Genomic DNA, 22,909 nt, shown 5'->3' on the forward strand with positions numbered 1-22,909 from the left:
ACACCCGCCGCCAATGCGTAGACTTGCCCGCCTTGCCCTGTTCGCCCTGCCACTCGCCGCCGCGCTTCCCGCGCAAGCGCAGCAGGACCCTCCGATCACCATCGACACCCACGTCGATATCCCGTTCACCTACATGCGCGAGCCGCGCTTCGACGTCGGCCACGACACGCCGCTGCTGGTGGACCTGGGCAAGATGCGGCACGGCGGCCTCGATGCCGCCTTCTTCGTGATCTGGGTGCCGCAGCACAAGCTCGATGCCGACGGTTACGCCAAGGCCGTCGACCAGGCCGAGGAAAAGTACGAGGCGATCGGCCGCATGCTGATGATGTACCCGGACCGCATCCGCCTGGCCACCTCGCCCGGGGCGGCACTGGCGAACCGCAAGGCCGGCCTGCTCTCGGCGATGATCGGCATCGAGAACGCCTATTCGCTGGGCCACGACCTGCACCGGCTGGACGCCGCCTACGACCGCGGCGCGCGCTATGTCGGGCTGGTGCACGTAGGCAACAACGACCTATGCACCAGCTCGATGCCCGATACCGAGCACGGCGAGCCGGCAATGAACAGCAAGGGCGACCACGGCATGACCGACTTCGGCCGGCAGGTGGTGGCGCGCGCCAACGCACTGGGCATGATGGTCGACGTCTCGCACGCCTCCGACGCCTGCGTGCGCGACGTGCTGGTCGCCTCGACGGCGCCGGTGATCGCCTCGCACTCCGGCGCCCGCGCCCTGCTCGACCATCCGCGCAACCTGCCCGACGACCTGCTGCGCGCCATCGCGGCCAGGGGCGGCGTGATCCAGGCGGTGGCCTACAAGGAATTCCTCAAGCACGACCCGGGCCGCGAGGCGGCGGAGAAGAAGCTGCAGGCCGAAGTGGCGCACCAGGCCGGCGACAAGGAATACGACAGCGACAAGCACGACTACCTGCCGGCGATGGCCGCGGGCATGGCGAAGATCCAGCAGCAGTTCCCGCTGCCCACGGTCGAAGACTACGTCAGGCAGATCCGCCACATCGCCGACGTCGCCGGCATCGACCACGTCGGCATTGCCTCCGACTTCGACGGCGGCGGCGGCATCACCGGGTGGAAGGACGCCAGCGAGACGCGCAACGTCACCGCTGCGCTGCGTCGCGCCGGCTTCAGCGACGCGGACATCGCCAAGATCTGGGGCGGCAACCTGCTGCGCGTGTGGCGCGAGGTGGAGCGCGATGCGCAGCGCTGACCTTCTCCCTCCCCTGCAACCCGGGGGAAGGCTGGGGAGGGGTGCTTTTCGCTCCGGGCAAGCGACCCCCTCCCGATCTCTCCCTGCGAGCAGCGGCAGGAGCCGGATGCGCCTCGGCTTCTGCCTCGCGCTCTGGCTCGTCGCTGCCCATGCGACCGCCCGGCCGGCCAACCCTGCCTACGACCCCATCGTCGATGCCGTCGTCGCCCGCTACCACCTGCCTGGCATCGCCGTGGGCGTGATCGAGAACGGCCGGATCGTCTACACCGCCACCCGCGGCGAGACGGTGGCGGGCTCCGGCCAGCCGATCACCCCGCAAACGCTGTTCAAGATCGCCTCCAACAGCAAGGCGATGACCACCGCGCTGCTCGGCCGCCTGGTCGACCAGGGCAAGCTCGCCTGGGACGACCCGGTCACGAAATACCTGCCCGACTTCCGCATGGCCGACCCGTGGGTCACCAAACACATGCGCGTGGCCGACCTGCTCACCCACTCCAGCGGCCTGCCCGAAGGCGGCGGCGACCTGATGCTGTGGCCCGAGCCCAATGCCTTCACGCGGGCGGACATCATCCACGGCCTACGCTACATCGAGCCGGGCTACAGCTTCCGCTCGCAGTACCAGTACGACAACCTGCTCTATGTGGTCGCCGGCGAAGTCGCCGCGGCCGCCGGCGGCGCACCCTACGAAACGCTGATGCATCGCGAGGTGTTCGCGCCGCTGGGCCTGTCGCGCTGCCAGGTCGGCCGCTGGAGCCGCGACGCCGTAGGCAACGTCGCCCAGCCGCACTACCCGAAGGACGGCCACAACCTGCCGATGCGCCAGGACGGGCCGACCATCCCGGCGATCACCTCCGATCCGGCCGGCGGCATCCGCTGCGACCTCACCGACATGCTGAGCTGGGCGAAGAACTGGCTCGTGCCCACGCCGGCGCAACTGAAGTGGCTCTCCTCCACCCAGCGCCAGGAGCTGCAGTCGCCGCACATGCTGATCCCCGTATCCAACCAGCGCCGCGCCTGGGACCACACCCACGTGATGGCCTACGGCTACGGCTGGCGCATGGCCGACGTCGACGGGGAGTGGGTGGTCTGGCACACCGGCACGCTCGGCGGCATGTACTCGATGCTGGCGCTATTGCCGGATCGCCGGAGCGGCTTCGTCTTCATGATCAATGGCGAGGCCGAGGACGCACGCACCGTGCTGGGCGAGGTGCTGACCAAGCACTTCACCGCGCCGGATGACGGCCATGGCGTGGACTGGTACGCCGACGCGCTCGATCACGAGGCGGCGGAACGCCCGGCCGCAGCGCGCCCACCGGATACCGCCGCGGCCACCACGGTGGCGCCGGGCGCCTTCGTCTGGCGTGGCCGCTACCGCGATCCATGGTTCGGCGAGATCACGCTGTGCCCGCGCGGGGACCGCGTGGAATGGGTCTCGCGCAAGTCGCCGAACATGCACGGCACCGTCAAGCAACTGGGCCAGCGCTACCTGGTGCACTGGGACGACCCGGCGGTGGACCTCGACGCCTGGCTCGACCCGCACGCCGGCTCGCCGCCCACCCTCACCATGGCCAAACTCGACCCGCTGGGCGACTTCAGCTCGGACTACGAAGACCTGCACTTCCAGCGCACCGGAGACTGCCCATGAGCCGGAAAACCCCGCTCGCCATGGCGTGCGCACTGGCGCTGGCGATACCCGCGCTCGCCAAGGACGCCGTCACGCTCTCCCCTGCCCAAACCGCCGCCGCAGCCGACCTGGTCGACATCCGCACACTCGTCCCCGATATCGCCGAGGACATCAGGTACGCCGGCCACGACAACTTCGTCGGCGCGCCGGTGGACGGCTACCTCGCACCCAAGTGCCTGCTCAAGCGCCCGGTCGCCGAAGCGCTGGCCCGGGTCGAGCACGACCTGCGCGCGACGCACCAGCGCCTGAAACTGTGGGATTGCTACCGCCCGGCGCGCGCCGTGGCGCACTTCGTGCGCTGGGCGCACGACCTGTCCGACCAGCGCACCAAGGCCGTGCACTACCCGCGGCTGGACAAGCGCGTGCTGCTGGGCGACTACATCGCGCCGGTCTCCGGGCACAGTCGCGGCGGCACGGCCGACCTCACGATGGAGCAGTGCGATACCCGCGGCGACCGCTGCAAGGAACTGGACATGGGCACGCACTTCGACTTCTTCGACGTGCGGGCACATACCGACGCCCCGGACGTCACGCCACAGGAACACGCCAACCGGCTGCGCCTGCGCGCGGCGATGGAGCGCGAAGGATTCAAGAACTATCCGCTGGAGTGGTGGCACTACACCTGGGCCGACGAGCCCACGCCGCACACGATCTACGACGTGCCGGTGAAGTGATGCCTGCCGCACGGCATACGACCGAACCCCTCTCCCGTCGGAAGAGGGTGCCGATGGGCGGCTGAGCGTTCAGGCGCAGCGAGCACTCGCTGGCCGAACCCCCTGCCCGGCCCCTCTCCCGCAGGAGGGGGCTTGAGTTCCACGACGGAGTAAGACCATGCGCCTTGCCCTGCTTTTCGCCTCGATCTTCCTCGCCGGCCCGGTGCATGCCGCCGACGCCGTGCAGAACGCCGACCGCCTGATGCAGAAGTACCAGGGGGACGTCCCCGGCGCCGCCCTGCTCGTGCTCAAGGACGGCAAGCCGCTAGTGCGCAAGGGGTACGGCCTGGCCAACCTCGAGCAGCACGCGCAAGTCACGCCGGACACCAACTTCCGCCTCGCCTCGGTCACCAAGCAATTCACCGCGGCGGCCATCCTGCTGCTGGCCGAGGACGGCAAGCTCAAGCTCGACGATTCCATCCGCCACTGGCTGCCCTCGCTGCCGGCCACGACCGACAAGGTGACCCTGCGCCAGCTGCTCGACCACACCGGCGGCCTGATCGACTACGAGGACCTGATCCCGCCGGCGCAGACCAGCCAGGTGAGCGACCAGGACGTGCTGCGCCTGCTCTCGGCGACGCCGCGCGGTTACTTCGCGCCGGGCAGCGCCTACCGCTACAGCAATTCCGGTTATGTGCTGCTGGGACTGGTAGTGGAGAAAGCCTCAGGCAGGACGCTGCAGGACTTCCTGAAGCAGCGCATCTTCACCCCGCTGCACATGGATCACACCCTGCTCTACGTGCACGACGACCCCACACCCGACAAGAGCAGGGTGCCCAACCGCGCCTATGGCTACAGCCAGATCGACGGCCACTGGCAGCGCACCGACCAGAGCGTCACCTCGGCCACGCGCGGCGATGGCGGGATCTACTCCAGCATCGACGACCTCGCCAGGTGGGACGCCGCGCTCTACGACGACCGCCTGCTCGGCGACGCCTCGCGCAAGGCCGCCTTCAGCCCGTACGCCAAGGTCACCGGCGAGCCCTACGAAGCGGACTACGGCTACGGCTGGCGCATCACCGGCGACACGCTGTGGCACTCCGGCGAAAGCATCGGCTTCCGCAACGTGATCGTGCGCTGGCCGAAGCAGCACCTGACCGTGATCCTGCTCAGCAACCGCAACGAGCCGGAGCCGTACCAGACCGTGCTCAAGATCGCGCAGACGTTCCTGCAGGAATGACCCATGCAGGCCTCCTGTAGGAGCGCACCTGTGCGCGACCGTGATGTCCGCGGTCGCGCACAGGTGCGCTCCTACAGGGTTCGTCACGTGCGTCAGCCCGCCCAGTAGGAGCGCCCTTGGGCGCGACAAGAATGGCGGTCGCGCCCGAGGGCGCTCCTACAGCAGCGCGAGCTGCTGCGGTTTATCGTGCGCTGGCCGAAACCGAACCTGATCGTGCCTGCCAAGCACAGCAACGAGCGCGAGCGCGCTGGACGGTGGCGAGATCGCGCAGCCGTTCCTGCGGGAATGACCCATGCAGGCCTCCTGTAGGCACCTGTGCGCGACCGTGATGTCCGCGGTCGCGCACAGGTGCGCTCCTACAGGGTTCGTCACGCGCGTCAGCCCGCCCAGTAGAGCGCCCTTGGGCGCGACAAGAATGGCGCTCGCGCCCGAGGGCGCTCCTACAGCAGCGCGAGTTGCTGCGGCGCCTCGACGGGAGCCGCGCCCGCCAGCCGATCGGCCAGTCCGCCGGCGCGCCGCACCGGGCGCGCCAGCGCCGCGTCCAGCGCGGCCTCGGACGACCACAGCAAGGCCGTCTTCTTCGCCCGGGATAACCCGGTGTAGAGCAACTGCCGCGAAAGGATGCGGCTCTCGGGGTCCGGCGGCAGCAGCACGGCGACCTGGTCGTACTCCGAGCCTTGGCTCTTGTGGATGGTGATCGCGAAGGCGCCTTCGTGCGCCGGCAGCATGCCGGGCGCGAAGCTGCGTGCGCCCGGCTGCCCGTCGGCCGTGGTGGTTTCGAACCACACCCGCAGCGCGCCGTCGGCGTCGGCCAGGCACAGGCCCACGTCGCCGTTGTACAGCCGCGTGGCGTAGTCGTTGCGCGTCACCAGCACGGCGCGGCCCGGGTACCACACACGATCCTCCGGCACACCCCAGGCCTGCTTGAGCTGCTGTTCGATCCAGCCGTTGAGTGCCAGTGCGCCGAAGCCGTCCTCGCGCAGCGCGCACAGCAACTGGCGCCGCGCCAGGGCGTGCAGCGCCTGCAGCGCGAGGGTGCTGCGCTCGGCGCCGGCTTCCTCCCGCCCGGCGTGGTGAGGAGGAAGGACGGGACGGATCGGCAGGCGCCCCAGCTCCCCGGTCCAGCGGAGCAGTTCGCGCCGCAGCTGCGTCGTGTCATCGACCCGGGCCCACTGCGCATGCTCGCCAGCCTGCGTCACGGTCCCCCGTAGCGCAGCCGGATCGCCGGCGCGCACGGCGCGGTTGACCGGCACCAGCTGCTGCCCGGCGCGGAAGCTGTGTTCGAGTCGAACGATATCGGGCGCGCCTTCGGCCTCCATGACCGCCACCACGTCCATCAGTACCGAGCCGGCCGCGACCGAGGTGAGCTGGTCGGCATCGCCCACCAGCACCAGCGTCGCATCCGGGCGCACCGCTTCCAGCAGCGCGCGCAGCAGCGCCAGGTCGATCATCGAGGCTTCGTCGACCACCACGATGTCCGCTGCCAGCGGGCGCGCGGCGTCGCGCCCGAACCGGTTGCGGCGCGGATCGTAGGCGAGCATGCGGTGCAGGGTGAGCGCCTCGCTGTCCGGGATGCGTTCCAGCCGTGGCCTCCACGCTTCGGACAGCGAGACCTGCAGCGCCTGCTTGCCCTGCCGCAGCGATTGCACCAGCCGTTGCGCCGCCTTGCCGGTGGGCGCCCCGACCTGGATGGTCGGCGCCTTGCCGTGCTCGAGATGCTGCAGCATCAGCAGCATGCGCAGCACCGTGGTGGTCTTGCCGGTGCCCGGGCCGCCAGTGAGCACGAACAGCTTGCGCCCGCCGACCTGCGCCACCGCCGCGCGCTGGCGCCCGACCGCTTCGCTGCGCACGCCGCCGAACAGCTCGTCCACCGTGGCCTCATCCACGGCGACCCGGCTGCCCGCGTCGCGGCGCGTGCGCAATTGCCGGGCCACCGCGACTTCGTCGGCGTGGTTGCGCCACAGGTAGAAGCGGTCGTGCGCGTCGAGCACGAACGGCGCGGGTGCGTCGCCGTCGCTCACCAGCGGGTCGCTGCGCACGGCAGCCCGTTCCTCGGGCGAAAGCATCGGCGCGCCGTGGCGCCCGGCCTGTTCGCCGGCCAGTGGCAGCGCGGTGTCCCCCTCGCCGTCGGCGAAGCTGGTCCAGGCCGCCAGCCTCGCCACCTGAGGCGAGCCGCCGTGCGCCAGCGTCCAGCGCAGCAGCGCACGATCGAGCGGTCGCCAGGGCGTATCGGCCATTTCCGCGGGCGCGCGCTGGAAACGGTAGGCGCTCATGCCACGACCTCCAGCTCGCGCCCGGCCAGCGCATTGTCGACCGCTTCGATCAGCGCATCGTCGAAGCGGTGGCGCCACACGCCTGCGTCAGGCGCCAGGCCCACCGCGCGCACGAACAGGTAGATTGCCTCGCCCAGGTGCCGCTCGCGCGTATAGCCGGGCAGGCGCTGGCGCAGCATGCGGTCGAGCGCCACGGTGTAGAGCAGTGCCTGGAAGCGGTAGTGATGCGCATCCATCGCCGCAGCCAGCGCACCGGGCAGGTAGTCCTCGACGTGCTCGCCCAGGTAGTTGCTCTTGTAGTCGAGCACCAGGTAGCGGCCGTCGTGTTCGAGGATCAGGTCGATCTTGCCGGTCATGCGCCCGCGCAGGTGGCCGCTGCCGGCGATGGGCACCAGCGTCGGCTCGCCCAGCGCCGCGCAGGCCTCGCGCAGGGCGGCCATCGAGGCATCGTCCAGCGCGTAGTGGAATTCCATCTCGGCCAGTTGCCGGTGGGCCGGCAGCGCGCCCAGGCGCAGGCCCGGCAGCAGCGGCGTGTCGAGGTTGGCCTGCAGCCGGCGCGCGAGGCGTGCGATGAAGGCCTCGCGCCCGCCCTCGTCCAGCCGCACGCCGAACTCGCGCAGGCAGCGGTCGATCAGCGGATGCTGCGTTTCCATCGGCTGGCCGATCGTGCGCAGCTCGAACATCGCGTGCAGGGCATTGCCGATGTCCGCGCCGCGCACGCCGGCCAGCGCGAGCAGCTCCGGATGCGCTGCCGCGCGCGGCGCGTCGTCCGCCAGTGCGTCGTCCGAGGACGGCAGGGCCGCCTCGTCGCTGGCGGCCTGGTCTTCCAGCGTGCCGGCGTGCGCGCCGCGGGTGAGGTTGGAGAAGCTGTAGACCTGCGCCATCGGCCGGGCCGGCGGCAGCGGGCGGGCGCGGCGCGCGGGCGCGTCGTCCTGTGCCTGCGGCAGCGGCGCGGCCTGCCACGGCCAGCCGGTGGTCGACCAGGCCAGTCGTGGTGCGAGTGCGGCGAGGTCCTCGCCCGCCTGCTGCCGTTGCAGCAGGCGCTCGATCGCCGCGTCCAGCGGCGCGCGCTCGGGGTCCTTGCGCGCTGCGCTGGCCGTGCCGTCCTTGTGCCGCTTGCCGTCGGCGGGGCGGTCCGGCGGCAGGGCGTAGACGTGGCAGGCGTGGATCGCGCGGGTCAGTGCCACGTACAGCACGCGGAAGCGCTCGTCCTGGCCCTCGGCGTCGTACTGCGCCTTGGCCGCCTTGCCGAAGCCGACCACGCGCCGGTCGCAAAGCGGCTCATGGATGACCACGTCGGTGTCCTTGTCGTTACGGCAGTGGTTCCACATCAGCGGCAGGAACACCACCGGGAACTCCAGTCCTTTGCTCGCGTGCAGGGTCATCAGGCGCACCCGGCGCGCATCGGATTCGATGCGCAGCTGGCGCTCCTCGGCCGCGTCACCGCCGGCCTCCTCGCCGTCGCGCTGGCGCGCCAGCCAATCCAGCAACTGTGCCGGACCGGGCATGGCCTCGGCCTGCGCCTGCAGGAGTTCACCCAGGTGACGCAGGTCGGTGAGCGCGCGCTCGCCATCGTCCCCGGCCAGCAGCCGCGGCGCGGCGCGCTCGATCAGCGCACGCACCACGGCGAGCACGCCCTCGCGCTGCCAGCGAGTGCGCCAGGCGGCGAACTGCTGCTCGTAGACCAGCCACGCATCGGGCTCGTCGCGCAGCGCCTTGAGCGTGGTGTAATCCAGGCCGTACAGCCGCGTCGCCAGCGCCGCGCGTACCGCGCCCTCGTCGCTGGCGTGTTCGACGGCATGCAGCAGCAGGTGCAGCTCGCGCGCCACCGGCAGCTCGAACACGCTGCTGCGGCCGGCGCCGACGCAAGGCACGCGGTAGCGCTGCAGCAGCGTGCGCAGCGTGGCGATATCGGCGTTGCCAGGCAGCAGCACGGCGATGTCGCCGGGTGCCAGCGGCGCCTCGCCGATGCGGTGGCGGCCCTCGCCAAGCATCGCGGCGATCTGCGCGGCGCAGGCTTCCAGCGCGGCGCGGCGGCGGGCCGGCGCGCTGTCGGGCAGCTCGGTGTTGAAGTGCAGTTGCAGCGGCTGCGCAAGGGGCGCGCCATCGACCGTCAGCGGCGCACGGTCGCGGCGACCGGCGGCGTGGACCGGCTCGTAGCGGATCGGCGTATCGGCCGCACGGCCCAGTGCCTGGCCGACCAGCGCGTAGAACTGGTTGGTCGCCTCGACCAGCCCGCTGGCGGAACGTTGGTTCACGTCCAGCCGCAGCACTTCGTCAGCCGTCTCGGCGGCGGCCAGGTAGGCGCGGATGTCGCCGCCCCGGAAGCGGTAGATCGCCTGCTTGGGATCACCGATCATCACCAGCCGGCCGCGCGCGGCACCGTCGCGCTCGCGGTAGATGGCATCGAGGATGGCGTACTGCTGCGCGTCGGTGTCCTGGAATTCGTCCACCAGCGCGACCGGCCATTCGGCGAACAGGCGTGCGGCGAGCGCGCCATCCGGGCGCGCCAGCGCATCGCCGACGCGCGCGATGAGTTCATCGAAGGTGAGCTGACCGCGTGCGGCCAGGCGTTCGGCGCGCCAGGCGTCGACCTGGGCCAACCAGCCCTGCCACGCGCGCACGTGGTCGGCGTGCAGGGCGTAGCCGAGCGCGCGGCAGGCGCCGCCGACGAAGCGAAGCAGTCCCGCATGGTCGGGGTTGTCCCATACCTGCGGTTGTAGCTGGTCTTCCCACGGCGTGGCGGCCAGGTTCTTGAGGGTGGAGTCCTTGAGCTCCTGGCCACGCTCGCGCAGCCAGCCGGCGAAGGCGCGCAGCGCGTTGCGCAGTGCCGACTTGCGCGGCTGGAACACGTCGGTGCGATCGGCCAGCGCCTCGAGCGCGTCCGCGCGTTCGGCCGGCAGCAGCCGCGCCAGCTCCTCCGCATTCGGCGTCCACAGCGCCACGCCCGGTTGCAGGTAGGCCCGGAGCAACCGACGCAGCTCGCCCAGCGAGGCGGGCGCCGTCGGTGGCGGCGGCGCAGCGCCCTGCTGCAGCTGGCGCCACAGGTCCTCGGCCCATTCGTCGAGCAAGGCCTCGGCCGAGACCAGTTCGCCGGCCTGCAGGCTGGCGCCGCTTTCGAATGGGTAGTCGTCCAGGATGCGCTTGCACAGGCCATGCAGCGTGGTGACCGGCGCGCGATCCAGATCGGCCAGGGCCAGCCGCAGGCGCAGGCGGTCACGACCGGCCTGTGCCGGATCGGCATGCCAGCGCGCGTGCAGCCAGGCGAGGTCGGCTGGCGCGTCGGCGGGTGTTTCGACCGGCCACGCCAGCGCCTGGTCTTCGGCCCAGGCCAGCCGGCCGCGCAGGCGCTCGCGCAGTTCCTGCGCGGCGGCGTCGGTAAAGGTGGTGACCACGATCTGCGCGGGCGAAAGCCCCTGCTCCAGCAGCAGTCGCAGGTACAGCACCGAGATCGTCCAGGTCTTGCCGGTGCCGGCGCTGGCCTCGATCAGCGTGCGGCCCGGGCTGGCCAGGTCCAGCGCGGTCCAGGTTTCGATGACGGTGGCGTTCATGCGGCCACCGCGACGTTGAGGTTGATCAGGCGCAGCAGCCGCTGGGCGAAGGCCCGCAGCTCGGCGAACGCGGGCTGGTCCGGCGAGAAATCCGCGTCACCGGCGAGCAGCCAGGCATAGCCCGGTGCGTAGTCGCGCTCACCGGGGTGGCCGTGGCTGCCGGCCCAGGCCTGCTGGGCCATGTCGAGCCGCTCGTCCAGCGCGGCCCAGCTCGTCCTGGGGAAGTAAGGCACCGGGTAGCGTTGCGCCTGCCGCCACAGTTCGAGCAGGGCGCCGACGCGGGCGGCCAGGTCGACGCGCATTGCCTGTGCGGTACCCGCGTCGGCGGCGCGACAGGCCTCGTCCCAGCCATTGAACATCGCTTCCCAGGCATGCTCGGCGCCGTCGGTGAGCAGGCAGGCACGCACCGGCACGGACGGCTCGGTGGCCAGGCGCAGCAGCGCCCACTCGATGAAGAACGGCACCCGCTCGCGGAAGCCGAGCTTGTCCTCGGCCTTGCCCGGATAGACCTCGAACTGCCAGCGCGCATCGCCGGTGCTCCACACGCGATCGAGCGTCCCTTCAAGCGACACCCCCTCCACAGGCTCCTGCAACGCCACCGGCGTGCGCGTCGGCAGCGCGCCGGCGAACAGGGGATGGTCGGCGGCGCACGCGAGCAGGGTCTGCACCCTGGCGCGTTCCTTCGCCCATGCGTCGATGCCCAAGCGCCCCGGCGGTAGCAGACCACTCAGTCGCAACCATGCGGGCGCTTGCTCCGGCAGCTCGAAGTCGTTGCCTACCGCTTCGAAGAAAAGCTGCTGCGACACCCGCTCCAAGGCAGGAACGTTGTCACTCAGCGCCTCGCGGGCCTGCAGGCGATCGTCCTCGAGCGCATCCAGCCGCACGTGCAGCTGGCCGGCCAGGACCTGGCGCGCGGGGTCGCGGAACCAGGCCTTCACTTCATGCAACGGGACCGGCGCGGCCTCGGTCGCGGCAATCTGCGCGGGCGCCCCGTCGAGGAACGGCCGCGGCGCCTCGCCGCCTGCGCGCATCGCGGCGAAGCCCGCGTCGTAGCAGCACAGCCGCGGATCGCTGCCGTCGAAGTAGCGCGCGTCGAACGGCTGCAGCGGATGGCGCACCCGCCACGGCCGGCGGAACGTGCGCGTCGCGCCCGGCGCGAGCGGCTGCTCGTCGATGTCCGGCTCGACCGTGCGCAGCTGCGCCTGTTCGTCGAGGAACTGCATCAGCTCGGCCAGCGGCGCGGCCGGGTTGCGCGGCTTGCCGTCGCGCACGCCCTCGGCGAGGTAGGACAGGTGCAATACCTCGCGCGCGGCCATCACCGTTTCCAGAAACAGGTAGCGGTCGTCGCTGCGCACGTCGCGGTCGCCCAGGCGACGGTGGCGCGCCATCAGGTCGAGCCCGGCGTCGCTGGCGTTGCGTGGGAACTCGCCGTCGTTCAAGCCCAGCACGGCGACCACCTGGAACGGGATCGCGCGCTGCGGGACCATGCCGCAGAAGGTGACGCCGCCGAGCAGGAAGCGCTGGCGCTCCGGCGCGGCGGCCAGGCGCTCGCGCAGCACGTCGCGCACCACCGCGAAGTCGAGCAGCGGATCAAGCCCGCAGTCAGCGGTTTCGGCGGCAGTGGCCTGGATGAAGCGGCGCAGCAGCGACAGGGCTTCGACCGCCTGGCCATCGCGCGGGTCGATGCGGAACAGCGTGTCGAGCAGTTGCTCCAGCCGCGCGGACCAGGCCGAGGCGGTGCGCGGCTCGCCCGCATCGCGCTGCAGCGCGGCCAGTTCCAGCAGCAGGCGGTCGAGCGCGCCGAGCACCTGCGCCTGCGGGCCGTGCACGCCTTCGACCGGCCACAACTCGCCGTCGGGCAGCTGCCAGGCCTCGCCCTGCTCCGCCGCGTCGTCGCCCATCGCGTAGCCGGCGAGCAGCCGGTCCATGCCCCAGGCGAGCGTGGTTTCCTCGATCGCCGGCACGCCGAAGCGCGCGCGGTGCTCGCCATCCAGCGCCCACGCCACGCGGCTCTGGCGCAGCCAGCGGGTGAGCGTTTCGCGGTCGTCCTCGGAGAGCGCCAGCGCGCGGGCGATCTCGGGGACCTCCAGCAGGTCGAGCAGTTCGGGGGCGCCGAGGCGCGCGTGGGGGGTGTCGAGCAACCGACTGAACGCCTCCAGCAGCGGATGCGTGCGCGCCACCGCCACATCGGCCAGGTGATAGGGCAGCGGGCCGTGCGCGCGGCCGCTCTCGCCGAACACCACCGGCAGCAGCGGCACGTAGGCCTGGATATCCGGGGCCATGACGACGATATCGGAGGGCTTGAGGTCCGGGCGTTCCGCGAGCTCGTGCAGCAACACGTCGCGCAGCACCTCCAGTTCGCGCAGGCGCGTGTGGCACAGGTGCACGCGCAGCGAGCGGTCGGCCATCGCCGCATCGTTGCCGCGGGCCAGCGGCGCGACACGCGCGGGATCGAGCTGCCGCAGGCTTTCCTGCAGCCGCTGCAGCAGGCTGCCGGAGGCACCGGGCTGCTCGTCCTGCCAGTGGCGCACGTCCATGCGGATGGTGTCCTCGACCCCCTGCAGGTTCAGCATGAAGTGCTGACCCATGCGCCCCCAACCGGCCAGCAACGGGTGGCCGAGCTGCTGGAAGAATTGCTCGGAGGCCTCGGTGAAATCGGTCCGCCGGGCCAGCTCGCGCAGTTGCGCGCGCTCGCCGCGTAGCCCCGACCAGTATTCGCGGCATGGATCGGGTACGTAGAGCACGACCGGGCGCACGCGCGCCACGGCGCGCAGCAGAGCGAGTTCGGCCGGGGCCAGGTGGCTCACGCCGAAGATGTGCAGGGGTTCTACGGTGGCCTGCTTTTCCGGGTGGCGCGCCAGCTCGCGCACCAGCGCCTCGACCCGCTCGCCGCGATGCGGCGTGCCGATGGCGGCATGCAGCTCGCGCCACAGCGGCGCCATGAAGGTCGGCTCGGGCAGGTCGTCGCGCCCGCGCTCCCACGCCTGCAGCCAGTCGGGCCGGTAGGTCAGGTACTGGGTGTACAGGCGTGCCAGCCGGTCGGCCAGCTGGTAGCGGCGCCGGGCGGCCTCGCCGCCGGCGAGGTAGGCGCGCACGTGCGCGTCGTCGATCCCGGGCAGCAGCTCATGGATGCGCCAGCGCAAGCGATCGCGACGGTAAGGCGCCAGCGCCACCGCGCCACTGCCCAGCACGCTGAGCGCCAGCTCGTCGAGCCAACTGCTCGGCAGGGTGATGCGCAGGTTGGCCACGATCCCGCCCGCCCCGCGCTTGCGCGCCAGCGCGCCGGACAGCCAGTGCCGCATGCCCGGATGCGCGGCGATCACCGTCTGCGGCGCCAGCACGCTGGCCGGCGGCGCCGCGTCGAGCAGCGCCACCAGCGGTTCCAGCAGTGCCTCCAGCCGGCTGGCGCGGATCACCGAGATGCCGCGGGTCAGGTCGTCGGGGGAGAGGGCAGCCATGCCTGACATGATAACGGCGGGCGGTCGCAGATCCCGCGACGCGCGGCGCCTAGGGGCCACTGGCGGGTGGCGGGAAGGCGAGCACCTGCTCGGTGTAGGTCTCCACCAGCGCGCTGAAGGGCCGGCCCTGCGCATCGACCAGCAGCGCACGATGTTGCAGCACCTGGTGCGGGACGGCGAGCGGGTGCGGCACGGCCGGCGGCAGTCCGCGCGTCTCCCAACCGGCCGGCAGCGGTGGCCAGAGCAGCCGGGCGGACAGCGTGTGGCGGCTGAAGCGCAGCGGCGCCACCACCTTGCCGAACGGCATGCCGCTGGTATCGAGCTGGCGGTTCATCTCGTCGGTGAGGCGTTCGCCGACGTACCAGTTGTCGGCTTCGGAGACGACGTGGTTGCCGCAGGCCAGTTGCACGCGGCGGTAGCGCACCGGCGCGTCTGGCGCGATGCCGAGCGCGCGGCGCAGGTCGTCGGGCAGCGCCTTGGCCGCGCCGCGAACGCGACGCGCGTGCACCGTCGGCGGATCGGCCAACCCATGGGCCTGGCACCAGCGCTCCAGCGTGAGCGTGGCGCTCGGGTGGCTGAGCAGGTCGGCGTTCAGCGTCTGCAGCAGCGCTAGTGCCTCGACGCGGGCAAGCGGGGTGTCCGGCCAGGCCGGCGTGGCAGCCGTGGCCGTGCCGGCCAGCGCGACCAGCGCCAGCGCCAGGGGCTTCACAAGCCCTTGGCCGCCTGCGCCACCGCGCGGAACAGCGCGCGGCCCTTGTTCATCGTCTCTTCCCATTCCGCGGCGGGGTCGGAGTCGTAGACGATGCCGGCGCCCGCCTGCACGTGGAGGCGGCCGTCCTGGATCACCGCGGTGCGGATGGCGATCGCGGTATCGGCGTCACCCCACCAGCCGATCCAGCCGATCGCGCCGGCGTAGATGTTGCGCTTGTAGGGCTCGAGTTCCTGGATGATCTCCAGCGCGCGGATCTTCGGCGCGCCCGACAGCGTGCCGGCCGGGAAGGTCGCCTTGAGCACGTCCATGTAGGACAGCCCCGGCCGTGCGTTGCCCTGCACCTGCGAGACGATGTGCATGACGTGCGAGTAGCGCTCGATCACGAACGACTCGCTTACCTCGACCGTGCCGGTCTGGCTGATGCGGCCGATGTCGTTGCGGCCCAGGTCGATCAGCATCACGTGTTCGGCGCGCTCCTTCGGATCGGCCAGCAGCTCGGCCTCCAGCGCGGCGTCCTCTTCCTCCGTGGCGCCGCGCTTGCGCGTGCCGGCCAGCGGCCGCACGACGACCTTGCCGTCCTTCAGGCGCGCCAGGATCTCCGGCGAGGAGCCGACGATCTGCGTGTTGCCCAGGTCGACGAAATACATGTACGGCGAGGGATTGAGCGCACGCAACGCGCGGTACACGTCCACGGGCCGCGCGTTGAAGCCGACGCTCAGGCGCTGCGAGGGCACCACCTGGAAGATGTCACCGGCGCGGATGTATGCCTTGGCCCTCTCCACCATCGCCTCGAACTCGGCCTTGGTGAAGGAGGACTTGAAGTCGCTCTCGTCCAGTGCGGTGGACTGGGTCAGCTGCGGGTAGGCCGCGCCGCCCTGGCGCAGGCGGTAGACCAGGGCATCCAGCCGTCGCTGCGCCTGCGCGTAGGCCTGTGGCTGCGCCGGGTCGGCGTGCACGATCAGGTACAGGCGACCCTTGAGGTTGTCGAAGACGGCCACTTCCTCGGCCAGCATCAGCAGCACGTCGGGCGTGCCCAGTTCGTCGGGCCGTTCCCACTGCGCCAGGCGTGGCTCGATGTAGCCGATGGTCTCGAAGCCGAAATAGCCGACCAGGCCGCCGGTAAAGGCCGGCAGCTCCGGCAGGCGCGGCACCGAGTACTGCGCGCGCAGCGTCTCGATCTCGCCCAGCGGATCGTCGAGATGGCGGCGCTCGATCACTTCGCCGGCCTCCTCCACCTCCAGCTCGTGCCCGCGCAGCCGGTACACGCGCCGCGCCGGCAGGCCGATGATCGAATAGCGGCCCCAGGTGGCGCCGCCCTCGACCGATTCGAACAGGAAGGTGTACGGCCCGTCGGCGAGCTTCAGGTACACCGACAGCGGCGTGTCGAGGTCGGAGAACACCTCGCGCACCAGCGGAATGCGCGTGTGGCCCTGGGCGGCCAGCGCGTCGAATTGGTCTCGGGAGATCACGGCTCTGGGAATCGGTGATGGCGGCCCACCACGATAGCAGTCCATACGCTCCCGGGCACCGTCGCTTGCGGCGGCGCGGGGCGCACGCCTAATCTGCGCGCCGGGACAAGGGGAAACACGATGGAACGCACCGATACGATGCCCGGCCTGACGGACCGGGACGCCGGACAGTGGCACAGGGAGATGGCCGATCGTGCCTCCCTGCCGACGCCGCCTTCGATGCACTGGGGCTGGGTGTTCCTGCTCAGCGTGGTCACCCTAGGTATCTTCGCCATCGTCTGGTCCTTCATCCAGGCCAACTGGGTGCGCAGGATCGACCCGGACAGCCGAGCCACGGCCATGCTGGGCACGGCACTGAGCTGCTATTTCGTCGGCTACTTCCTCGCCGCCAACGGCGCGCCGCTCGACGACGCCGCGCCCGCGACCACCATGGAGCGCCTCGGCTGGCTGCTGGAACTGGTCTATGTGCTGCTCGTCCTGGGCGCCTACTTCGCGATGGCCGGAACGATCCGCCGGGTGATGGCAGGCTATCGGGTGCCGATGCGGATCGGCGGCATCACCCTGCTGTTCTTCAACACGCTGTACCTGCAGGGACAACTGACCTGGCTGGCCCGCTGGCAACAGACCGGCCAGACTCGGTCCAAGCCGCCCAAGGCCATCTTCTGGGGCGTGATGGCCGTACCTTTCGCCTTCATCGTGGCCGCCGTGGCGCTGCCCAGCTACCAGGCCTACGTGATGCGCGCGCAGGTTGCGAGCGCGCTGGCCCAGGCCGAGCCAATCAAGCAGCAGGTGCTCGATGCGATCGGCCGCAACCGCGCCTGGCCGCAGGACAACGCCGAGGCCGGGCTCAGGGAAGCCGGCGCCTATGCCAGCGCCAACCTGGCCGGCTTCGAAGTCCAGGCCATGGAGGAAGGCACGGCACTGGTGGCCACCTTCGGCGGCAACGCCCCGGCGGCCCTGCGCGGCAGGCAGCTGGCCTTCATTGCCGAGGGCCGCGACGGGGTGATCAGCTGGAGCTGCGAGAGTCCGGACATCGACCCGCGTTACCTGCCGGCCGAGTGCCACTGACCACACGCTTGTCCGTCAGCCGCCGCCCAGCCGCTGGCGCGGCATGTTGCGCAGGCGCAGGGTGAAGGCCACGCCGCTGCCGTCTTCCAGGTTGCGCGCGCCGGCGTGGCCGCCGTGGCGTTCGGCGACCAGGCGCACCACGTAGAGGCCGAGACCCAGATGCGGCGCGTCCCCCGGGGTGGCCTTGTCGCGCAGGCTGACCAGCGAGTCGAACAGGCGCGCCTGCATGGCGGCCGGCAAGGGCGGGCCCTGATTGGCGAGGGCGATCTCGGCGCCGTCGTCGCAGGCGCTGAGCACCAGCCGCAGCCAGCCGTCGGCGGGGGTGAACGAGAGCGCGTTGTCGAGCAGCTTGTCCAGCGCCTGGGCGATCAGCTCCGGAGCGCAGTGCATCGGCAGCGGGGCCTGCGGCAGTTCGCAGGCCAGCGTGCGCGTGCCGATCAGTGGGCGGTAGGCCTCGGCGCAGCCGCGCACCACTTCGCGCAGGTCCACGTCCTCGGCTTCGGCCGCGGCGATCGCGCGTTCCATCCGGCTCGCTTCGCTCATCGCGCGCACCAGCGTGCCTAGGCGGGCCACGCCGTCGCGGGCGCGCTCCAGGTAGGGCCGTGCATCGGGCGGCAACGGCGCACGGGCTTCCAGCGCGTGCTCCAGGTTGTCCAGCGAGCTCTTGACGATGGCCAGCGGCGTGTTGAGTTCGTGCGAGAGCTTGGAGGCCAGCGTACGCAGGTAGTCGGTGTAGCCGCCGACCGCCTCGAACAGGCGCTCGAAGCTGCGCGCCAGGTCGCCGATCTCGTCCGGCGCGGCGGTCAGCGGGAACCGCCCTTGGGCGAAAAGGCCGTCTAGACGTCCATCCGCCAGCTGCGCGCGCTCGGCCGCATCGCGCAGGCGGCCCAGGCGCAGGCTCAGGCGCGTGGCGAACCACAGCAGGATGCCGCCGGCCACCAGCAGCACGCCGAAGCTGGTCAGCAACAGCGTGAGCAGCGCGCGGTTGGCCAGCAGCGGCACGGTGGTGCTGGCCTGTTCGAGCAGTAGCACGCCACGTACCTGGCCGGGCGTGCCGATCGGCACCGCCGCGGCCAACACGACGCTGGCGCGGGTTTCGCCGTCGCGCCAGACGGTGGCCGGCTCGCCCGCGCCGGCGCGGGTGATCTCCGGCAGTTCCAGGCGCGGGGCGTCCTGCGCCCAGGGCGCGGCATCCTCGACGGGATTGGCCAGCAGCGCGCGGTAGACCAGCGCGGCGAACCAGCCCGGCTGCGGGCCATCCGCCTGCAGGCGCCCGCTCTGCGCCAGCAGCCAGCCGGTCGGCGCCAGCACGCGGGCGCGGGTGTCCTCCGGTGCCAGCCGGGCCAGTTCCCGGGCCAGCGTGGAGGAGTAGTGCCACAGCGGGCGCGACTCGACCGCCAGCGGATCGCCGCCCGCCGAGGCGTCGTACAGGCCCAGGCCGAGCCGGTCCATGATCAGCGGTCGCGGAAGGCGCAATTCGAGGCGCCAGCCGCCACCGTCCTCCTGCCACTGGCCGACCAGGCGGTCGGGCCAGTCGGCGACGGGCGGATCGAGCAGCCGCGCGGTGAAGGCGCCCGGCGCGGCGCTGGCCAGCAGGTAGCGCAGGCGCGTGTCGCCGCGCTCGAGTTCAAGCACCAGGTGATCCGCGTGCAGCGCGCCCGGATCGTCGGCGTCGGCACGGACCCGCCGGGTGCCCCGCTGCTGCACGAAGAGATAGAGCCCGTCGGCGTCCTCCGCGAGCAGCACGCTGCCGCGCGCACCGAGCGGCTGACTCCAGGGCGTGAGCGGCGCCCAGTCGTCGCCATAGCCATCGATCGTGATCGGCGTGCCGGCCTGCTCGACATACCAGCCCTGTGCCTGCTGCGGCAGGGTGGCGCCGGTCGCCACCAGGCTGCGCGCCACCGCGCGTGCGGAAGCGGTCAGCGCCTGCGCCTGGCCTTCGCGCAGCAGGGTTTCCATCTGCCGCACGTACAGCCAGCCGGCCACCGGCAAGGCCAGCGTGCACAGGGCGACCAGCAACAGCTTGCGGCGCAGGTTCATCGCAGGAGCCTAGACCGGTGCCGCGGGCTAGCGCGACATCCCGGCCCGGTAGCGGGTGCCGACCACCACGCCCATGAAGGCATCGAGCTGTGCGGCGCGCGCGGGGTCGGCGTCCTTGAAGCTCATCGACCAGCTCAGGCGGATGCCGGAGCGCTTGCCCGGATCGCAGAAGACCACGGCGTCGTCGACCTGGTCGCTGCCCTGGAAGACCAGCGCCTCGCAGGACATGCCGCGGTGGCGCACGGGAAAGCGCCCGACTTTCGCGGCCGGGTCGCGCTGCAGATAGTGCTTTCGATCGGCGTCCAGTTCGGCGCCCAGGCTGGCGAGCTTGCGCGGCCAGACGTTGAGCACCATCACCCCGTAGGGCTCGCCGGTCCACTCGCCCCGGTAGATCACTTCATCCACGCCGATGGCACGGGCATAGGTACAGCAATCGGCGGTCCAGCCCACGGGCGTGGGCGCGCGCAGGGTCCAGCCGGGAATATTGCCGTCGGGCTGGCCCGTGGCGATCGCCTCGCCCGGCGCGTTGCCGGCCACGGCGGCGCCGGCGAACGCCAGCAGCAGGACGGCGAGCAGGCGCTTCACGGTTTCCACCGGTAGCCCACACCGTGCACGGTCTCGATCGCGTCGAAATCGGGCGCCACGGCGACGAACTTCTTGCGGATGCGCTTGATGTGCGAAGTGATGGTGGCGTCGTCTACCACCAGCTCGGCCTCGCGCATCAGCTGGTCGCGGTTCTTCACGTGGCCGGGGAAGCGCACCAGCGTGTGCACCATCCAGAACTCGGTGACGGTGAGCGGGATCTCCGCGTCGTTCCAGGTGATGCGCATGCGCTCGGACTCGAGCTTGAGCGGCCCGTGCGCGATCACCGTCTCGCTGGAGGCGGGCGCCTTGAGCGATTCGATTCGCCGGAACAGCGCCGCGATGCGCGCGGCGAGCTGGTGCAGGCTGGTGTCCTTGGACAGGTAATCGTCGGCTCCCAGGCGCAGGCCGGAAATAACGTCGAAATCCGAGTCGCGCGCGGTGAGGAAGATGATCGGCAGCGTGGCCGATTTCGCGCGCAGCTCGCGGCAGAGGTCGAAGCCGCCTTCCGGCTCGTCGCCCAGCCCGATGTCGATGATCACCAGTTCCGGCAGTTTCATGCCGAAGGCGGTGGACGCCTCCTGCCGCGAGCCGTAGCCGCGCGTGTCGTAGCCGAAGCGGGTGAGTGCCTCGACGTAGTTGGCGCGGATGAGCGGTTCGTCCTCGACGATGGCGATGCTGCGGCCCATGGCAAAAAGGTCTCCCTGTGGTGGCGCGCAGCGTGCTATGCGCATCGCCACGATGCAAGGCGCGCAGGGCGGCTGCCCGCGTTTTGCCCGATCCGGCCCGCGCTTCGCCCGCGCGGCGCCGCGGCGTGCGCCCGCCCGGGCGGTTCCATGGAGCCGTCACCGGAGAGATGCCATGAGCAACACCGCCGCCAGACCCGACCCCAACGCCGAACTGCGCCACTTCGAACCCCTGCGCGTGGTGCTGGCGCTGGGCGCCCTGCTGCTGGGGCTGGTGATGGGCATCCACTGAGGAGACGACCATGAATGCCGACTATGTCGACCCGTTTGCCGTGGAAGGCGTGGAAGCACCCGCCGTGCAGGGAAGCACGGCGGGTGCGGACGAGGAGCCGGATCCGGACTGGCGACCGCTCTGACTCACCCACGGCACCGCAACACCCCTCCGTCAGCAACCGTTCCTTCCCCTCCTCGTGAGGGGATTTTTTTTGCCGGCTACCGTTGGGTCGGATTTCGCACGGGTGAAAGCGGGCCCACGGTGACGTGCCCCTCCAGGCCGTCGAACAGGCTGCCGGCAAAGCCATCCAGTCGATGAAGCACGGTGCTTGCCGGTGCGCCGCCTGGACAGCCGATCGATAGCTGGAGGCCCGACGGCCCGGGACTGCCGGGAAGTGCCGCGGTGCCCGGCTGCTTCTGCGGACGGATCGAAACCATGTCGCGCTGGGTCAGCCCGGCGATGCAGACGCGTCGGCCGAGCGTGACCCCACCGAGCAACTGGTCGCGTTCATGCCGGTATCGCCGCTCGGCGCGTCTGGCGGCGCGGGCGTCGCCGTAGGTGGGCCGCATGGCCTTCCACAACAGGTTGGCCTGCGCCTGCTCGGCCGGCGTGGCTTGCTGCCAGGCCGAGCGCAGCACCGCCTGGTAATTGGGATCGCGGCGCTCGGCGGCCAGTCCAAGCCAGGCCAGCCCGCGCGCCCGGTCTTGCGCCACGATATCGCCGTTGTAGTAGCCCACGCCGAGCGTGAACTGGGCCGGCTTGCTACCCCAGGCAGCCGCCAGCTCGAGCATGCCCACGCCGCTGGCGTCGCGATGGTTGGCCAGGTCGCGGGCACCCACGCAGTAGTAGTAGACGCCGGGCAGGAATCGCTCCAGTCCGGGCGCACAGCCGAGTCTGCCGAGCTCGGCCAGGGTAACCGGCGAGGCGTCGCCGCCGGGACCGGTGGGCGGGGGGGGGGTGGCAGTGGCCCGCGCGGCCAGTGCAGCGAACCCGAGCACCAGGGAAACGATCACGTTCCGTGCGGACATCATCCGCGTCTCCTGTGTGGCTGCACCCTCCCCGGGCCAGTGTGAACGAAACGTACGCGTGAACCCAGGACCGGGCCGAAAAAATTTGCTCCGGTCGCGGAACCAACCGCCGATGGGCCGGTCTTGCTGTAGTGGCGGGCGTCGTCCATTGCCGTGGATACGCCGCCGCCTTCCGGCGGTGGCGTCCAGGCGCCCGCTCTGGTGGACTCCTCAACGCGTCCCATTCCGACGACGCTCTTATCCCGGTGCAGGAACTGCACCGGGATTTTTCTTTGGTCAGCCGATCGCCTGGCGCATGGCGGTGATGACCTGCGCGTAGTCCGGCGCACCGAAAATGGCCGAGCCCGCCACGAACGTGTCGGCGCCCGCCGCGGCGATCTCGCCGATGTTCGCGGCGCTCACGCCGCCATCGATCTCCAGCCGGATCGCGCGACCGCTCTCGTCGATGCGCCGGCGCACCTCGCGCAGCTTGGCGAGCGCCCCGGGGATGAACTTCTGCCCGCCGAAGCCGGGGTTGACCGACATGATCAGCACCAGGTCGAGCTTGTCGAGCACATGATCGAGCCAGTTCAGCGGCGTGGCGGGGTTGAACACCAGCCCGGCCTGGCAGCCGGCATCGTGGATCAGGCCGATGGTGCGGTCGACGTGCTCGCTGGCCTCCGGGTGGAAGCTGATCAGGCTGGCGCCCGCCTTGGCGAAGTCCGCGGCGATGCGGTCGACCGGCTTGACCATCAGGTGAACGTCGATCGGCGCGGCCACGCCGTAGTCGCGCAGGGCCTTGAGCACCATCGGGCCCATGGTGAGGTTGGGCACGTAGTGGTTGTCCATGACGTCGAAATGCACCCAGTCGCCGCCGCCGGCCAGCACGTTGACGGTGTCCTCGCCCAGCCGGGCGAAGTCGGCGGAGAGGATGGATGGGGCGATGACGGGGGTCTGCTTGCTCATGCGTGCCTGTCCTGTAGGAGCGCA

At 71.1% G+C, this 22,909-nt stretch carries 15 protein-coding genes; 5 read left to right on the top strand and 10 right to left on the bottom strand.

Translation table 11 applies throughout. The annotated features are described in order from the left end of the window. Nucleotides 1-13: 13 nt before the first annotated feature. From ACFWZU_RS10835 to ACFWZU_RS10850, 4 genes are all read left to right on the top strand, one after another. A complete protein-coding gene (locus ACFWZU_RS10835; protein WP_439701523.1) occupies nt 14-1,222 on the top strand; it encodes a dipeptidase in 1,209 nt (402 codons plus the stop codon). A gap of 106 nt (nt 1,223-1,328) precedes the next feature. Continuing rightward, complete coding sequence (locus tag ACFWZU_RS10840; protein ID WP_439701524.1) at nt 1,329-2,867, top strand: serine hydrolase; 1,539 nt, start codon at nt 1,329-1,331, stop codon at nt 2,865-2,867. Beyond that, complete coding sequence (locus ACFWZU_RS10845; protein ID WP_439701525.1) at nt 2,864-3,580, top strand: M15 family metallopeptidase; 717 nt, start codon at nt 2,864-2,866, stop codon at nt 3,578-3,580. Before ACFWZU_RS10840 ends, ACFWZU_RS10845 begins: the two co-directional genes overlap by 4 nt. Before the next feature lie 157 nt (nt 3,581-3,737). Further along, complete coding sequence (locus ACFWZU_RS10850) at nt 3,738-4,799, top strand: serine hydrolase domain-containing protein (protein WP_439701526.1); 1,062 nt, start codon at nt 3,738-3,740, stop codon at nt 4,797-4,799. A gap of 440 nt (nt 4,800-5,239) precedes the next feature. Here the strand turns inward: ACFWZU_RS10850 and recD are convergent, their stop codons facing one another. Genes recD through trpE form a run of 5 tightly spaced genes read right to left on the bottom strand, consistent with a single transcriptional unit; the run spans nt 5,240 to nt 16,307 of the window. Next, on the bottom strand, nt 5,240-7,072 hold the full coding sequence (recD, locus tag ACFWZU_RS10855) for an exodeoxyribonuclease V subunit alpha (protein WP_439701527.1): 1,833 nt from the start codon (nt 7,070-7,072) through the stop codon (nt 5,240-5,242). Further along, entirely contained in the window at nt 7,069-10,623 is a 3,555-nt protein-coding gene (locus ACFWZU_RS10860; protein ID WP_439701528.1) for a UvrD-helicase domain-containing protein, read from the bottom strand. The genes recD and ACFWZU_RS10860 overlap by 4 nt, the downstream gene beginning before the upstream one ends. Then, nucleotides 10,620-14,081, bottom strand: a complete 3,462-nt coding sequence (recC, locus tag ACFWZU_RS10865; protein WP_439701529.1) for an exodeoxyribonuclease V subunit gamma — start codon at nt 14,079-14,081, stop codon at nt 10,620-10,622. The genes ACFWZU_RS10860 and recC overlap by 4 nt, the downstream gene beginning before the upstream one ends. 49 nt (nt 14,082-14,130) lie before the next feature. After that, nucleotides 14,131-14,790: a hypothetical protein gene (locus tag ACFWZU_RS10870; protein ID WP_439701530.1), complete on the bottom strand. Its 660-nt coding sequence runs from the start codon at nt 14,788-14,790 to the stop codon at nt 14,131-14,133. After that, nucleotides 14,787-16,307, bottom strand: coding sequence for an anthranilate synthase component I (gene trpE / locus ACFWZU_RS10875; RefSeq protein ID WP_439701531.1), 1,521 nt, complete (start codon nt 16,305-16,307; stop codon nt 14,787-14,789). The genes ACFWZU_RS10870 and trpE overlap by 4 nt, the downstream gene beginning before the upstream one ends. A gap of 75 nt (nt 16,308-16,382) precedes the next feature. Between trpE and ACFWZU_RS10880 the strand changes: the two genes are divergently transcribed. Then, nucleotides 16,383-17,330 carry a pilin gene (locus ACFWZU_RS10880; protein ID WP_439701532.1) on the top strand — a complete coding sequence of 316 codons (948 nt, stop codon included), beginning with the start codon at nt 16,383-16,385 and terminating at the stop codon, nt 17,328-17,330. Nucleotides 17,331-17,345: 15 nt separating this feature from the next. On the opposite strand, the gene ACFWZU_RS10885 is transcribed toward ACFWZU_RS10880, so the two are convergent. The 5 genes from ACFWZU_RS10885 to rpe form a co-directional block, all read right to left on the bottom strand. After that, nucleotides 17,346-19,370: an ATP-binding protein gene (locus ACFWZU_RS10885; RefSeq protein WP_439701533.1), complete on the bottom strand. Its 2,025-nt coding sequence runs from the start codon at nt 19,368-19,370 to the stop codon at nt 17,346-17,348. A 27-nt stretch (nt 19,371-19,397) separates the two neighbouring features. After that, a complete protein-coding gene (locus ACFWZU_RS10890) occupies nt 19,398-19,955 on the bottom strand; it encodes a hypothetical protein (RefSeq protein ID WP_439701534.1) in 558 nt (185 codons plus the stop codon). Further along, complete coding sequence (gene pdsR / locus ACFWZU_RS10895; RefSeq protein WP_231323229.1) at nt 19,952-20,641, bottom strand: proteobacterial dedicated sortase system response regulator; 690 nt, start codon at nt 20,639-20,641, stop codon at nt 19,952-19,954. The genes ACFWZU_RS10890 and pdsR overlap by 4 nt, the downstream gene beginning before the upstream one ends. 489 nt (nt 20,642-21,130) lie before the next feature. Further along, complete coding sequence (locus tag ACFWZU_RS10900; RefSeq protein ID WP_439701535.1) at nt 21,131-21,943, bottom strand: hypothetical protein; 813 nt, start codon at nt 21,941-21,943, stop codon at nt 21,131-21,133. A gap of 273 nt (nt 21,944-22,216) precedes the next feature. Further along, the gene (gene rpe / locus ACFWZU_RS10905; protein WP_439701536.1) at nt 22,217-22,885 is read right to left on the bottom strand and encodes a ribulose-phosphate 3-epimerase; all 669 of its coding nucleotides are present in this window, start codon (nt 22,883-22,885) and stop codon (nt 22,217-22,219) included. Nucleotides 22,886-22,909: the final 24 nt, after the last annotated feature.

It is taken from the genome of Frateuria sp. GZRR33 (assembly GCF_051900425.1).
In the GTDB taxonomy this organism is placed as follows: Bacteria; Pseudomonadota; Gammaproteobacteria; order Xanthomonadales; family Rhodanobacteraceae; genus Frateuria_A.